The following is a 12,876-nucleotide window of genomic DNA, read 5'->3' on the forward strand; positions in this document are numbered from 1 at the left end:
ACGTCATGGAAGCAAGTGATGAACCAGAACCACAAAGCGGGAAACACCGACTTCGATGTGATCGTCGTCGGCGGTGGCACCAATGGCCTTTCGGCTGGCTGTTACCTGGGCATGGAAGGCAAGAAAGTGCTCGTGCTCGAAGCGCTGGACAAGGTGGGCGGCATGGCGTCCTCGGGCTACCTGATACCGGAGGCGCCGCAGCACCTGGTTCACCCCTGTGCCCTGGACATGATGTCGATGCGGGTGCATTCCCACGTACCGGCGGAACTTGGGCTGGAGCGACACGGTTTCAAATCGGTGGAGCTGGCGCCGGGGTATGTGTATCTGCACCCGGATGGACAGTCGCTGATTTTCTGGCGTGATCGCGAGAAAACCGCCGCCGAGATTCGCCGCTTCAGCAGCAAGGACGCCGAGGCGTTCCTTGAATTCATGAAGATCATCGACATGTTCCTCGACATTGCGCTGCCGATGATGCGTGTCGACCCGGCGAAAACGAATCTGGGCGTGAAGCTGAAAATGCTCGGTACGGCGATCAAACACAAAGCCTTGAAGCCCGAGCTGATGGCACTGATGACGGGGTCCGCGCTGCAGGCCGCACGTGAGCGCTTCGAGCATCCGGTGACGATTTCGGCGATGTGCGCCCTCACGGGTCTGGCGGGCGATATCAGCGCCGATGGCGGTGGCATTTATTACGCCTTGCTCGGTTTCCTCCATCGTTTTGGTGTGGGTCGGGTCCTGGGTGGCATGCAGCAGTTGAGCAACGCCATGCAGGCGCGTCTGGAGGAGCTGGGCGGTCAGGTGCTGGTGTCGGCCAGCGTCAGTGAAATCGTGGCCAAGGATGGCCAGGTCAAAGGTGTGAAACTGGCGGATGGCCGTCAGTTCATGGCCCGTGCGGTGATTGCCGGCTGCCATCCCAAGCCCGCACTGGATATGGTCACCCGCGGCGAAATCCCCCAACACCTGCTCACCCGCATCGCCATGGCGCCGGCCAACGGCAAGGGCTCGGGACCACTGAAGGTGGATCTTGCCTTGCGTGGGCAGATTTCCGTGCCACGTTTTGCTGCCATTCGCGGCGACGGTGTGGACCTGCGTAAAACGGTGATGTTGATCGGCACCGAAGAGGCCGTGCTGGAGAACTTCGCGGCCTGTGCCCGAGGCGAGGTACCGAAGTTGCCCTACATCACCGTGGCCGCACCGAGCGCCGCCGATCCTTCACAAGCGCCGGCCGGCCAGGATGTGCTGTACATCTATCCGCCGGTCATGCCGGTGAACCCCAATGAGGGTTGGGACGCATTGCGTGAGCGGGTAGCCGACCAGGTACAGGAACAGCTGTATGACTACATTGAAGGGATCGAAGGGCAGGTGATTGGCCGTCACATCGAGGCCGCCCCGGACTTTACCGCGCGCTTGAACACGGTGAATGGTTGCGTGGTGCATATCGACACCACCTCGATGCGTTCGAGCACCATGCGCCCGGCGTACGGTTTGGGAGGCGATACCTTGCCGGTGGCCGGTCTGTATTTTGGTAGCGCCGGCATCCATCCGGGCGGTGGCGTCAACGGCATGGCCGGACGATTGGCGGCCAAGCGGGTGAGCAAGTACTTGAGTAAAAAAGGCAACTGACCAGTCGGCGATAAAACCTGTGTGCGAGCCTGCTCGCGAAGGCGCAGTGACAGTCGGCGCTGATGCTGGAAGTGCCTGCCCCTTCGCGAGCAGGCTCGCTCCCACAAATAGATCGTGTTTATGTAACGCGGCGCCAGCGGTCAAACGCTGTCGGCGTTTTTTTCTGCACCCAGGGAAATACTCGCCAGGACAAAGTCCGCCGAGTACTGGCGCCAGGTGGCCATGCCTTCTGCCGAGTCGGTATCCAGGCCGGCGAGGGCAGACATGGAGTAGCGGTTGGTGAACCAGCCTGTGGTCACCAGTGATGCGCTGGCCAGTAACAGGCGCGGGTTGATGTCCGCACGGAAATCACCACTGGCGGCTCCACGGACTAGGATCGCGTCGAGCTTGGCGATCAGCTTCGGTGCCATTTCAAGAAAATGGTTACGCGGTGTTTCGTGGGTGTCGTGGTAGCGAATGCCTTCCAGCGCCAGGCTGCCGAGGAAGGGGTCAAACCGGTACTGGTCGAAGAAGTGATTGAGCACAGTGCGCATCGCCTGGGGCGGTGGCAACTCTTCAACATTGAGGTTGACCAGCTCGGACATGATGTTGTCCGAAGATTCATCCAGTACCGCTACAAACAGCCCTTCCTTGGAATTGTAGTAGTGGTAGACCAGTTGCTTGGTGACCCCGGCATCCCGGGCAATTTCTTCCACACGCGCACCGGCCAGGCCTTTTTTCGCGAACTCCACACGCGCAGCAGCGAGCAGTCGATTCATCGTATTGCGTTTGCCCTGTTCGCCACCTTCACCTGCCTTTACCGCCACCTCGTTCTCCTCCTGCTGAATGGGGTCACACCTTGAAGCATATACCCGCTCGCCATCGTTTGACCCTGAGTCAAACGAAGCGCAGGACCGGTGCAGACACAACCGCATACCATGGACTGGCAGCCGGGCAATCTTGGTGTGCAAGCAGAATAAAAACAAGACAGGAGATCCTGATGAGCAACGAAAGCGCAGCACTGGACCTGGCCACTGCCTATTCCGCCGTATCGGAAATGTATCGCGGCACTGACCTGGATATTCATGCGGTGTGCCGGGAGCAACGGCTGAAGTCGCCCATCTATGAAGGTGATTTCATTACCCAGTTCGGTGTGCCGACCAATGCTGGCACCCAGCAGGGCACTCGCCCGACCTTCGCCTTGTTCAGATATCAGGACGTGATGACTGTTCTGCGCGATGGTTCGACCTACACCAGCGGCTTTATTGCCGAAGGCCTGGGCGCGTTTTTCGATGGCTTGATCATTCTTGCCATGGACGGTGACGAACACCGCAAGGTGCGCGCCTTGCTGCAGCCGGCCTTTATGCCTGAGACCGTGAACAAGTGGCGTCCACAGATCGACCAGGTGATCCGCGAGGAGTACATCCAGGCCATGTTGCCGGCAAAGAATGCCGACCTGATGAAGTTCGGCCTCGAACTGCCGATTCGCATCATGTATGCCTTGATGGGCTTCCCCTCGGATGAACCGTCCAAATACAAGCAATATGCGGCCTGGGCCTTGGCCATTGTCGGTGGCAACCAGATTGACCCGAGCAAGATGGTCGAAGCGCGGCGTCAGGCCGGCATCGCGGTCAAAGGTCTTTATGACGCACTGGCCGAGGTCGTGGTGCAACGGCGCGCCGAGGGCAGCCAGGGCGATGACGTGGTCGGTCGTTTGCTGCGCGCGGAGTACGAAGGGCGCACGCTGGACGACCATGAGGTGATCACCTTCACGCGTTCGTTGTTGCCGGCGGCCGGGGAAACCACCACGCGCATGTTCGGCTCGGTGATGACCTTGTTGCTCACCACGCCCGGATTGCTCGAACGCGTCAAGGCCGACCGCTCGCTTATCGGCAAGCTCATGGACGAAACCACCCGCTTTGAACCGGTGGCCACCTTCAAGGTGCGCGAAACCGCCAGGGAAGTGGAATTTCACGGTGTGAAGATCCCCAAGGGCTCATTCGTCCAGTGCATGGTGGTGTCCGCCAACCGCGACGAAGACGCCTTTGAAAACCCCGATGTGTTCGACATCGACCGCAAGCCAAAACCCTCCTTTGGTTTTGGCTTCGGCCCGCACATGTGCATCGGTCAGTTCGTTGCCAAGGTCGAGATCAGCTGCGCGGTCAACGCGATCCTCGATCTGTTCCCCAACTTGCGTCTCGACCCGTCCCAGCCCGTCCCGCAGATCGGCGGTGCGCAGCTGCGCGGCGTGTCGACACTCCCGGTGATCTGGGACTGAGCCACGCTTCAAATCCGTTTCCAGGCCTTTATAACAACAACAGAGGGCAGTATGAGAACGTTCAAAACCATTCCAGAACGCGGTGATTTCGGCTTCCAGCAACTGGTCGGGCCGCACAAGGTCACCGGCGCTTCGATGTCCGCCGAGCGCGGCTTCTTCGGCCTGCATTTGAGCAAGAGCTCGCCGTTCGGCTCGGTGCGCGATGAACAGGGCAACATCTATTCATTCGTGCGCTCGCTGATGGCGCCCAATGGCACGCCGAACCCGACCAAGTTCTACTACCTGAACAACCACGTCGACAACGTCCACCTGCGCATGGACCACGAAAAAATGGCCCGGCAGGCACTGACGCCACTGCCTGTGCATAGCCTGGAAGGTGATACCGCACGCTGGGCCAGCCAACCGGGTGAAGCCGGTAATGCGTGGGAAATCACCGCCAGCAGCGAACGCCTGACCTGGAAAGAAGAGGGCTTGTTTCACCTCGAAGGCCGTCTGCTCGGCCCGGGGCTGCAGTGGTACTTGCCCGGCGTGGAGTGGGGCACCTTCTACGTATCGCAGCTGTGGGACATCGCGGGTGTCTGCGAGGGACGCCCGGTAAAAGGTGCCATGGCGCTGGACCAGTTCTACATGGCCGAAGGCGGTGCCATCCACTTCAAGAAAGACCTGGTGGTGAACAACAACAAGCATGTGATCTGGTGGTCCTTTGTCACCGTTTATAAAGACGGCACCTGGGACACCGGTTCCTTCATGGTGGGGCACGATCATTTGGGCTACGCCATTTTCAACAATGAAAAAGGCGAGGTGCGGGTCACTACCGATATCGAAGGACAGACTGAGCACAAGGACGGTAGCTACTTTTTGAAGTCCGCCAAAATCGTGCTGGAAGGCAAGGAAGAGTGGGAATTCCTGCCGGACGAGAAGGGCGAAATGATCGACTTCGTTGGCGGTTTCCCGGTCACGGCGCAGCAGGAAGGGCGCTGGCGCCGGGTTGGCGACACCCGCGAGCCTTCGCACTGGCTGGGCTGGGGCGAGTCGGACCGGCGTAACGGCTCGGCCCGTAACGTGCCAGGCAAGGACCTCTAAACACTGACCCGTCCCACTGTAGGAGCTTCCGCAGGCTGCGATCTTTTGATCTTGTTCTAAAAAATCAAAGTCAAAAGATCGCAGCCTGCGGAAGCTCCTACAGGGGGGCGTAAATAACAACAATGAGGAACCGCGATGAAATTCCGTGACAAAGTAGTACTGGTCACCGGTGCCGGTCGAGGCATGGGCCGCGCCATTGCCCTGGCTTATGCCCGCGAGGGCGCCAAAGTGGTGGTGTCGGCACGCACCGCTCGATACGGCGAAGAAACAATCGAACAAATCAGGAAACTGGGCGGTGACGCCTGCCTGGTCGGGGGCGACATTGCCGACCGTGCTGCAATCAAGTCGATGGTGCAGGGCTGCGTAGAACATTTTGGCGCCCTGGATATCGTGGTGCACTGCGCCGCCGACACCAGTCACGGGTTGATCGCCGAGATGGCCGATGACACCTTCGATCACATCGTGCGCAGCAATATCCAGTCGTTGTTCTGGTTGGCCAAGGACAGCGCGCCCTACCTGTCCAAGGCAGTCGACAAAGGCCGGCTGATATTCATCTCCTCCGGCGAAGCCAACCGAAAGTACACACCGCGCCTGATTGCCTATGGCTCCAGCAAAGCTTTCATGAACTCATTCGCCCGCGGCCTGGCGGTGGAGTTCGGCGCCATGAATATTCTGGTCAACGTTGTAGAGCCGGGGCTGATCGGCACTGACCACATGCTGGAAACCCTGGGTAAAGAACTGCCGCATAAACTCGCCGCACATTTCCCGGTTGGGCGCCTTGGCGAGTCCGCTGACATCGCCAATGCCGTGATGTTTCTCACCTCTAATGAAGCCTCCTACATCACCGGCACGTCGCTGTTGGTGGACGGCGGCGCCACCATGATCGCGCTGCCCAAAGTCGAAGAAATCCTCAAGGGCCATTAATCAGGTCGCGCACCCGCAATAGCGGCCTGCGCCGGGAGTGAGTTGATGACAACCGAGACACGCAACAATACAGCCCACGGTGGCAATGATTTTTCCGAGTTCAAGCGTGGCTGGCGCGTGGTCCTGCTGGGACTGTTTGGCATTTGCACCAGCATCACCGCCGCGCTGCTGTATGCCTTCGGCACCCTGGTGATTCCGCTGGAACAGGCCTTCGGCTGGAGCCGAGGCGACTTGCAGGCTTCGATCACCTTCCTGTTCGCCGGCGTGGCGATCTCCACGCAGTTGGTCGGCCCTCTCTACCGCCGCTATGGCTTGCGCCAGGTCGCGATTGTTTCGATCGTGTTGCAGATAGTCGGTTACTTCGCCATTACCCGCATCCAGGGTTCCATTGGCTGGTTGTACCTGGCGTTCTTCAGCATGCCGATCGTCTGTGCTGGCACGATTGCGATTACCTGGACGCAGTTGGTCAACCTCTGGTTCGAACGCAACCGTGGCCTGGCGCTGGCGGTGATCCTCTGTGGTACGGGGTTGATGGCGATGATCCTGCCGCCACTGTTGTCGCGGCTGATTGCCGCCTACGGCTGGCAAGCCGGGTTCATTGCCCTGGGGGCGATGCCCTTGCTTTTTACGCTGCCGTTGTCATTGATGTGGCTGCGCATGCCGGCTCAACCCCTCGGCACTGATGCAACCGCCCGCAAAGAGCTCCCGGAGCTGAGCGGCATGTCTTTCAAGCAGGCATTGCGTTCAGGGATGTACTGGGGTTTCAACGTCGCCTTGATACTGTCGGTGTCGTTGACCGTGGGTATGGTCACCAACATGGTACCGATGCTGCAAAGCAAGGGCTTGAGCGCCCAGCAAGCGGCGCAGATTTTCAGTACGTTCGGCATTTCCATCATCGGCGGGCGGTTGTTGGTGGGGTACCTGCTGGACCGCTTTTCACCTTCTCTGGTGGCCGCGGTGAGTCTGGCGCTGCCTGCAGTGGGCTGTGCGATCTTTCTCTTTGGCGGCGCGCAGAGCACACCGCTGCTGGTGCTTGCCACCCTGTGCATCGGCGCCAGTGCCGGTGCTGAATTCGATTTGGCAGCCTTCCTGATGGCACGCTATTTCGGCCTGAAGGACTACGCGCGGATATTTGGCCTGCACCTGTGTCTGATCACCATCGTTTCCGGGTTGGTGCCCATGCTGTTCGGTCATCTTTACGACGTATACGGCAGCTATTCAGCCGTGCTGGTGTGCTGTTTCTGCTGCGCGATCATTGGCCCGGGCATTCTGCTGTGGCTGAAGATGGAGCCGGCATTTCTGGCTCGTCAGCAACACCTGCAGCAACGGCAGCACGCCTGACCCCTTCCTGAGGATGAACAAGAGATGAGCATGGACAAACACGCAATCGAGCACTTCCTGCACGGTCAGGTCGACTGCTGGAACAGAGGCGACAAAGAGGGATTTTTCGCTCATTACCGTAGCGTCTCGGCCAATGGCTTGAGTATCGAATACGTTGGCAAACCACAGCACGATGCCTGGCAGGTTCTGGAAGGCATGTGGGCGCAACAGCAACCAAAGATTCGCGTCGAGGTGCGCCAGTGCATCGTCAATGGCGCTGAAGCCGCGTGTCATCACCTCAATGCCTTTCGCGAGCAGGAAGGCGGCATCGAGACGATCGAGTTGTACCGGTTCGAAGGAGGGAAGTTATCTGTGCGTTACTTCATCAATCAGTAATGGGGGGACGCACAGCCTTGTCAAAAGGCTGTGCGCACTGGCGGCCTACAGGCCGTCGGTGGAACAGGACAGCTGTCGCCACAGTTCGAATTTCGCGAGCATGGTGTTGAGCTTGTTGCTGACTTGCTGATAGGCGTCGGAGCCAGCCAGGTAACGCAGCGGCGGATGCTCACTGTTGGCCAGGTGCACCAGGGCGTCGCCCAGTTTTGCCGGGTTGCCGGTTTGCTGGTGGTTGTAGGCGGCCGAGGCACCTTTGACCTTGGCGGTGAATGCGGCGTAGTCCTCCAGCGCGCGTGTACCGAAGACCGCGGAACTGGGGTCGAGAAAGTCGGTTCGGAAAACACCCGGTTCTACCAGCGTGACCTTGATACCGAACTGAGCCACTTCCAGGGCCAGGGATTCGGAAAAACCTTCCACGGCAAATTTCGAAGAGCAGTACAACGCCGCGCCGCCCATCCCGACCACACCGCCCATCGATGACACGTTGAAGACGTGACCGCTGCGTTGCCGGCGCATGACCGGCAGCACGGCGCGGCAGACGTTGAATACGCCAAACACGTTGGTTGCGAACTGCTTGTCGGCTTCGCTGGCGAAGTTGTCTTCAAAGGGCGCCAGTTGGCCATAGCCGGCATTGTTGACCAGCACATCGATTTGGCCAAAACGCGCGACAGCAGCCTCTGTGGCAGCCAGCGCCTGGGCTTCGTCGGTCACATCCAGGGCCACTAGCAGTACGCGCTCGGCGTACTCGGCAAAGGCCTTTTCCAGCGGTTCGACACGCCGGCCAGTGACCACCACGCGGTCGCCGTCGGCCAATGCGGCTTTGGCAATGGCGGCACCCAGGCCTCGGGCCGCACCGGTAACAAACCAGACTTTGTTCATTGCATCGCTCCAGTCGTTGTGCAAAAAAATGCCGCGTCAGCTTGCAGGCGGGCGCGGCATCGGGTTTACGGGGCCGTGCGCGCTCAGTCGCGGTTGGCCGCTTCCCAGGCTTTGAGGTCGAAACCATCGGCGGCGGCTTCGGCTGCCGTGAGTCTGGGCGCCCGGGCCAGAATCTTGCGCGCAGCCATGTGATCGCCCATGCGATTGCAGGACTCCACGGCCACCAGTCGATCATTGCGGAAGCACAGCACGGAAAGCTGCTTGTCCTCGGCACAACCCAGCACCACCGTACTGTCGTAGCCGTGGGAGAGTCCGGCAATCTGCAGCTTCAGGTCGCCCTGATCGGTCCAGAACCAGGGCAGGGCGCTGTAGGGTGCAGGCTTGCCCATCAACCTTGCGGCGACGGCGCGGGCCTGGTCGATGGCGTTCTGTACCGACTCGAGGCGGGTATGCTGTTCATCGTTTTGCAGGCAAGGGAAACTGGCGACATCACCCAGGGCGGAAATACGCGGGTCGGAGGTGAGCAGGTTGGCGTCGACCTTGATGCCGTTCTCGATGGCCAGGTCCGCTTCGGTCGCCAGTTGAGCATTGGGGATTACACCGATACCAAAAACCACCAGGTCGGCGGGCAAGACGCGTCCGTCAGCGGTTTGCACGGCGCAGACCTTGCCGTTGTCGCCATCGATGCGGCTCAACCCCTGGCGGAAGTCAAAATGCACACCCCATTGTTCATGGGCCTGGCGGAACAAATCGGACATCTCCCTCGACACCGCACGCGCCATCGGTCGCTCAGCCAGCTCCAGCACATGTACGTTGGCGCCCAGCGCGGCTGCCACGGCGGCGAACTCCAGGCCAATGAAACCCGCGCCAATTACCACCACGTTGCGCGCGGCTTTCGCCAGCGGTGCCAAGGCATCGGCATCGGCTTTGGTCTTGATGCCGAATACCTGCGGCAGGTCAGCGCCTGGCACCGGCAGCGGGCGGTTGTGCGCTCCGGTGGCCAGAACCAGATGGTCATAACTGATCGCATCACCGCTGGCGAGCACGACGCGACGGTTCACACGGTCAATGGCTGTCGCCTGGTCATGCAACAGCTCGATGCGTTGGGTCGCATAAAACTCGGCTGGCCGGAACAGCAGATTGGTCTCCTGGATCTTGCCCAGGAGGTAGGCCTTGGACAAGGGCGGGCGCTGGTACGGCAGGCCTGGCTCATCGCCAATCAGGGTAATGCGCCCGTCATAGCCTTCCTGACGCAAGGAGGCAGCGACCTGAAAACCGGCCTGGCCAGCACCGACGATAACGACTGAGGCGAGGGTCATGGGAACTCCTTCAAGCGCATTCAGAATTGCGACGACGGCAGGTGCAGAACCATGCCGTCCATCTCTTGGCTGATGATCAACTGACAGCTCAAGCGGCTGTTGTCACGACGTTCGAAGGCGTACTCGAGCATGTCGTTCTCCATGCCTTCGGGCGCTTGCACTTTGCCCAGCCAGGCCTCGTCGACATAGGCATGGCAGGTGGCGCAGCTGCAGGCACCCCCGCAATCGGCAGGAATGCCCGGCACCGAGGCGAAAGTAGCGGCTTGCATCACCGATTGCCCGATGTCGCCTTTGACCTGATGGGCGGTGCCGTTGTGTTCGATAAACGTCAATGTGGGCATGTTCTGCTCCGATTCTTGTTGGGGGAACTCAGGATTGACTGGAAAGGGTTTGTGCGTTGAAGCGCGGCACTCGCCCCAGGGTCAGTAACAACAAGGGGCCGATCAGGCAGCAGGCAGCGCTGTAGACCAGCATCGCGGTATAGGAACCGGTGCGTGCCAGCAGGTAGGCGAAGAGCAGCGGCGCCAGCGCCGAGGCTACGGTATTCAAGCCCTGATGGACGCCAAACAGACGGCCGTACTCGCGCAAACCGAAGTAGCGGGCGATCAGGAAGGCGGCAATGTCGAACTCCGCCCCGGCGCCGAAACCGACCAGTACGGCCGCCAGCAGCAGGGGGGCAAATTCGTTGGTGGGGCTCAGGTAGATGAAACACCCGACGGCGGGCAGCACCAGGCTGAGCGCGGACACCGCTGGCGGCCAAAGCCGATCGAGCAGATAGCCGATCAACATGCGGCCGAAGATCAGCGAGATACCAAAACCACTGAAGATGGTGGCGGCTTGCGCAGCGGACAAACCCCTGGCTTGCAGCATGGGCACGGTGCTGGTGACCATGCCGACAATCGAAGAAATCACCAGGCCGAGTGCCAGGTTGCAGGTCCAGAATTTAAGCGAGCCCATGCCTTCACGAAAACCCATGCCGGGCAATTGCTCCAGCGCACCGGCGCCATCACGGTTGCCCTGGGCAACGGGGAGCTTGAACCACAGCAGAATCAACGGCAGCAGCACCAACAGGTTGAGCAGCGCGAGAATAACGAAGGCCGCGCGCCAGTCCCATTGCTCGATGCCCCAGGCCATCAGGCGGGGAATGGTCGCGGCGGTGACGCCAGTACCGGACAGCCCGATGGCCAGCGCCAGGCCACGATTCCTGTCGAACCACAGGCTGATCAATTGCGTCCAGGTGACTGCCAGCGCGCCCATGCCGACGATGGGCAGCAGCGCGAAGGCGATGTACATCGACCAGATCGATTGGGTCAGTTGGGTGGTCGCCAGGTAGCCGAGCGACAACAACAGCAGGGAAACAACCGTGACGCGCTTCATCCCGTAGCGCAGGTTGAACCAGCCCACCAGCTGCAAGGACACCACGGCGCCACCAAACAGGAAGGTGATGCAGGCCTGCAGTTCGCTTTTACTCCAGCCAAAGGCATCGCCCAGCGGTACGACCAGGGTGCCAAAGCCGTAGAGCAGGGCGGCGTTGATGCTGATGGCGACACCGGCGACGGCCAAAATCAGGATTTTCCAGCTCTGGCGGAATTCGTGAAGATCAATTGCCGCTTCGTTTTTTGACGGGTGCATGGGGTTGGCTTCCTTATTGGTTTTGTTGAGCCAAGCACTGCTTTGGATGGTGATGTGGACCACCGCCAGCAGATTCTTTGAACAGAATCTGGTTTTTTATTCAGAATAAAATCAGAAAATCCGCTTTGTCCAGCACTGCTATCTGACTCATGGACAAACGAATTTCCTGCGTTGAATCCACCTTTCAATCAATCTGGAACCGGTCGTGTTCAACATCTTGCTGTTTTTTATCCATTTGGATGCCAGGCCAGTGTTTTGCGACAGCGGATGGGTGCCAGCATATCCGCGTTAAAAACTAATTGCACATAAAATAAAATAGTGTTCATAATTTGCCGAGACTGGACCTGATAAAGGAGACAAAAATGAGTTCAGAAAAAGCGCAATTCAAAGCCGTGGCAGACCGTAGCCGCTGCTGCGGTTATGGTCTGTGTGCCGCGATCTGCCCAAGCCTGTACAAACTTGATGCCGATGGCCTGGTGTACATGGACGATGCCCGTGTACCGCCGGAACTGGAGGAGGAAGCCCGTGAAGGGGCTGCCGCCTGCCCTGCGGAGGCCATCTGGCTTGAGCCCATCACCCAGGAAGACGAAGCCGTTTAATGGCGTGCGCGTCAGTCGTCACGTGATAACCATTGAGTTGAGGATGTGCGGATGGGACGGTTACACAACAAAGTTGCGTTGATTACCGGAACCGGCGGTGGCCAGGGCCGCGCTGCGGCACTGCGTTTTGCCCGCGAAGGGGCGATCGTGGTCGGCTGCGACTTCAACGCCGAAGGCCACGAAGAGACGGCAGCCTTGATGCAAGCCGAGGGGTTCACCCTGTATGGCTCGGCGCCCGTGGACCTGGGCGATCACGAGCAGGCCAGGGCCTGGATCGATGCCGCCGTGGCTGAGCACGGACGCATCGACGTCCTCTACAACAACGCTTCCGCCGCACGTTTCGGGCTGGTCAGCGAGATGTCGATCGAAGATTGGCAGTTCACCATGCGCAACGAAATCGACCTGCTGTTCTACACCACCAAGTACGCCTGGCAGCACTTGGCCGAGCAGCGTGGAGTGATCATCAACGTGTCGTCCACCGCGGCATGGGGCGGCTCGAAAGTCGCCGGTATCGCCGCGCATTCGGCCGCCAAGGGTGCCGTGGTCTCCTTCACTCGCCAGTTGGCCGTGGAAGGCGCGCCGTTCGGTATCCGTGCGGTCAGCCTGAGCCCGGGGTTTGTCGCCACGCCGGGTACCCGGCCGTTCCTGGAAGACCCGAAAATGCGCGCGATGCTGCTGGACGGTGTATTAATGGACCGTCCGGGCGAGCCGGAAGAAGTGGTGGCGATGGCGGTATTCGTCGCCTCGGATGAAGCGTCGTTCATTACAGGTTCCGACTTCGTCATCGATGGCGGGTTACTCGCGGTTTGACACACGCGGCGTCAGTGCAGGGGCCATTGGCACC

The 12,876-nt window shown here is 59.9% G+C and carries 13 protein-coding genes; 8 read left to right on the forward strand and 5 right to left on the reverse strand.

Features of this window, described 5'->3' with window-relative positions; all coding sequences use genetic code 11:
• The first annotated feature begins 18 nt into the window (after positions 1-18).
• Complete coding sequence (locus tag DKB71_RS13655; RefSeq protein WP_406590947.1) at positions 19-1,623, forward strand: phytoene desaturase family protein; 1,605 nt, start codon at positions 19-21, stop codon at positions 1,621-1,623.
• A gap of 140 nt (positions 1,624-1,763) precedes the next feature.
• On the opposite strand, the gene DKB71_RS13660 is transcribed toward DKB71_RS13655, so the two are convergent.
• A complete protein-coding gene (locus tag DKB71_RS13660) occupies positions 1,764-2,429 on the reverse strand; it encodes a TetR/AcrR family transcriptional regulator (RefSeq protein WP_408600724.1) in 666 nt (221 codons plus the stop codon).
• A 173-nt stretch (positions 2,430-2,602) separates the two neighbouring features.
• Here DKB71_RS13660 and DKB71_RS13665 point away from each other — a divergent pair, with 173 nt between their 5' ends.
• From DKB71_RS13665 to DKB71_RS13685, 5 genes are all read left to right on the forward strand, one after another.
• A complete protein-coding gene (locus DKB71_RS13665; RefSeq protein WP_408600725.1) occupies positions 2,603-3,880 on the forward strand; it encodes a cytochrome P450 in 1,278 nt (425 codons plus the stop codon).
• Between the two features lie 51 nt (positions 3,881-3,931).
• Positions 3,932-4,963, forward strand: a complete 1,032-nt coding sequence (locus DKB71_RS13670) for a hypothetical protein (RefSeq protein WP_406590950.1) — start codon at positions 3,932-3,934, stop codon at positions 4,961-4,963.
• A 135-nt stretch (positions 4,964-5,098) separates the two neighbouring features.
• Positions 5,099-5,887 carry an SDR family NAD(P)-dependent oxidoreductase gene (locus DKB71_RS13675; RefSeq protein WP_406590951.1) on the forward strand — a complete coding sequence of 263 codons (789 nt, stop codon included), beginning with the start codon at positions 5,099-5,101 and terminating at the stop codon, positions 5,885-5,887.
• A gap of 45 nt (positions 5,888-5,932) precedes the next feature.
• On the forward strand, positions 5,933-7,228 hold the full coding sequence (locus DKB71_RS13680; protein ID WP_408600726.1) for an MFS transporter: 1,296 nt from the start codon (positions 5,933-5,935) through the stop codon (positions 7,226-7,228).
• A 24-nt stretch (positions 7,229-7,252) separates the two neighbouring features.
• The gene (locus DKB71_RS13685) at positions 7,253-7,603 is read left to right on the forward strand and encodes a nuclear transport factor 2 family protein (RefSeq protein ID WP_406590953.1); all 351 of its coding nucleotides are present in this window, start codon (positions 7,253-7,255) and stop codon (positions 7,601-7,603) included.
• Between the two features lie 45 nt (positions 7,604-7,648).
• Here DKB71_RS13685 and DKB71_RS13690 read toward each other — a convergent pair whose 3' ends face one another.
• From DKB71_RS13690 to DKB71_RS13705, 4 genes are all read right to left on the reverse strand, one after another.
• On the reverse strand, positions 7,649-8,482 hold the full coding sequence (locus DKB71_RS13690; RefSeq protein ID WP_408600728.1) for an oxidoreductase: 834 nt from the start codon (positions 8,480-8,482) through the stop codon (positions 7,649-7,651).
• An 83-nt stretch (positions 8,483-8,565) separates the two neighbouring features.
• Positions 8,566-9,801: an NAD(P)/FAD-dependent oxidoreductase gene (locus DKB71_RS13695; protein ID WP_408600729.1), complete on the reverse strand. Its 1,236-nt coding sequence runs from the start codon at positions 9,799-9,801 to the stop codon at positions 8,566-8,568.
• Positions 9,802-9,821: 20 nt separating this feature from the next.
• Positions 9,822-10,142 carry a 2Fe-2S iron-sulfur cluster-binding protein gene (locus DKB71_RS13700; RefSeq protein WP_406590956.1) on the reverse strand — a complete coding sequence of 107 codons (321 nt, stop codon included), beginning with the start codon at positions 10,140-10,142 and terminating at the stop codon, positions 9,822-9,824.
• A 28-nt stretch (positions 10,143-10,170) separates the two neighbouring features.
• A complete protein-coding gene (locus DKB71_RS13705) occupies positions 10,171-11,433 on the reverse strand; it encodes an MFS transporter (protein ID WP_406590957.1) in 1,263 nt (420 codons plus the stop codon).
• Positions 11,434-11,795: 362 nt separating this feature from the next.
• On the opposite strand from DKB71_RS13705, the gene DKB71_RS13710 reads away from it, so the two are divergent.
• Positions 11,796-12,032 carry a ferredoxin gene (locus DKB71_RS13710; protein ID WP_057715100.1) on the forward strand — a complete coding sequence of 79 codons (237 nt, stop codon included), beginning with the start codon at positions 11,796-11,798 and terminating at the stop codon, positions 12,030-12,032.
• A 51-nt stretch (positions 12,033-12,083) separates the two neighbouring features.
• Positions 12,084-12,842, forward strand: coding sequence for an SDR family NAD(P)-dependent oxidoreductase (locus tag DKB71_RS13715; RefSeq protein ID WP_406590958.1), 759 nt, complete (start codon positions 12,084-12,086; stop codon positions 12,840-12,842).
• The last annotated feature ends 34 nt before the right edge of the window (positions 12,843-12,876 follow it).

The sequence above is a fragment of the Pseudomonas sp. PLMAX genome (genome assembly GCF_046042685.1).
In the GTDB taxonomy this organism is placed as follows: Bacteria; Pseudomonadota; Gammaproteobacteria; order Pseudomonadales; family Pseudomonadaceae; genus Aquipseudomonas; species Aquipseudomonas putida_AE.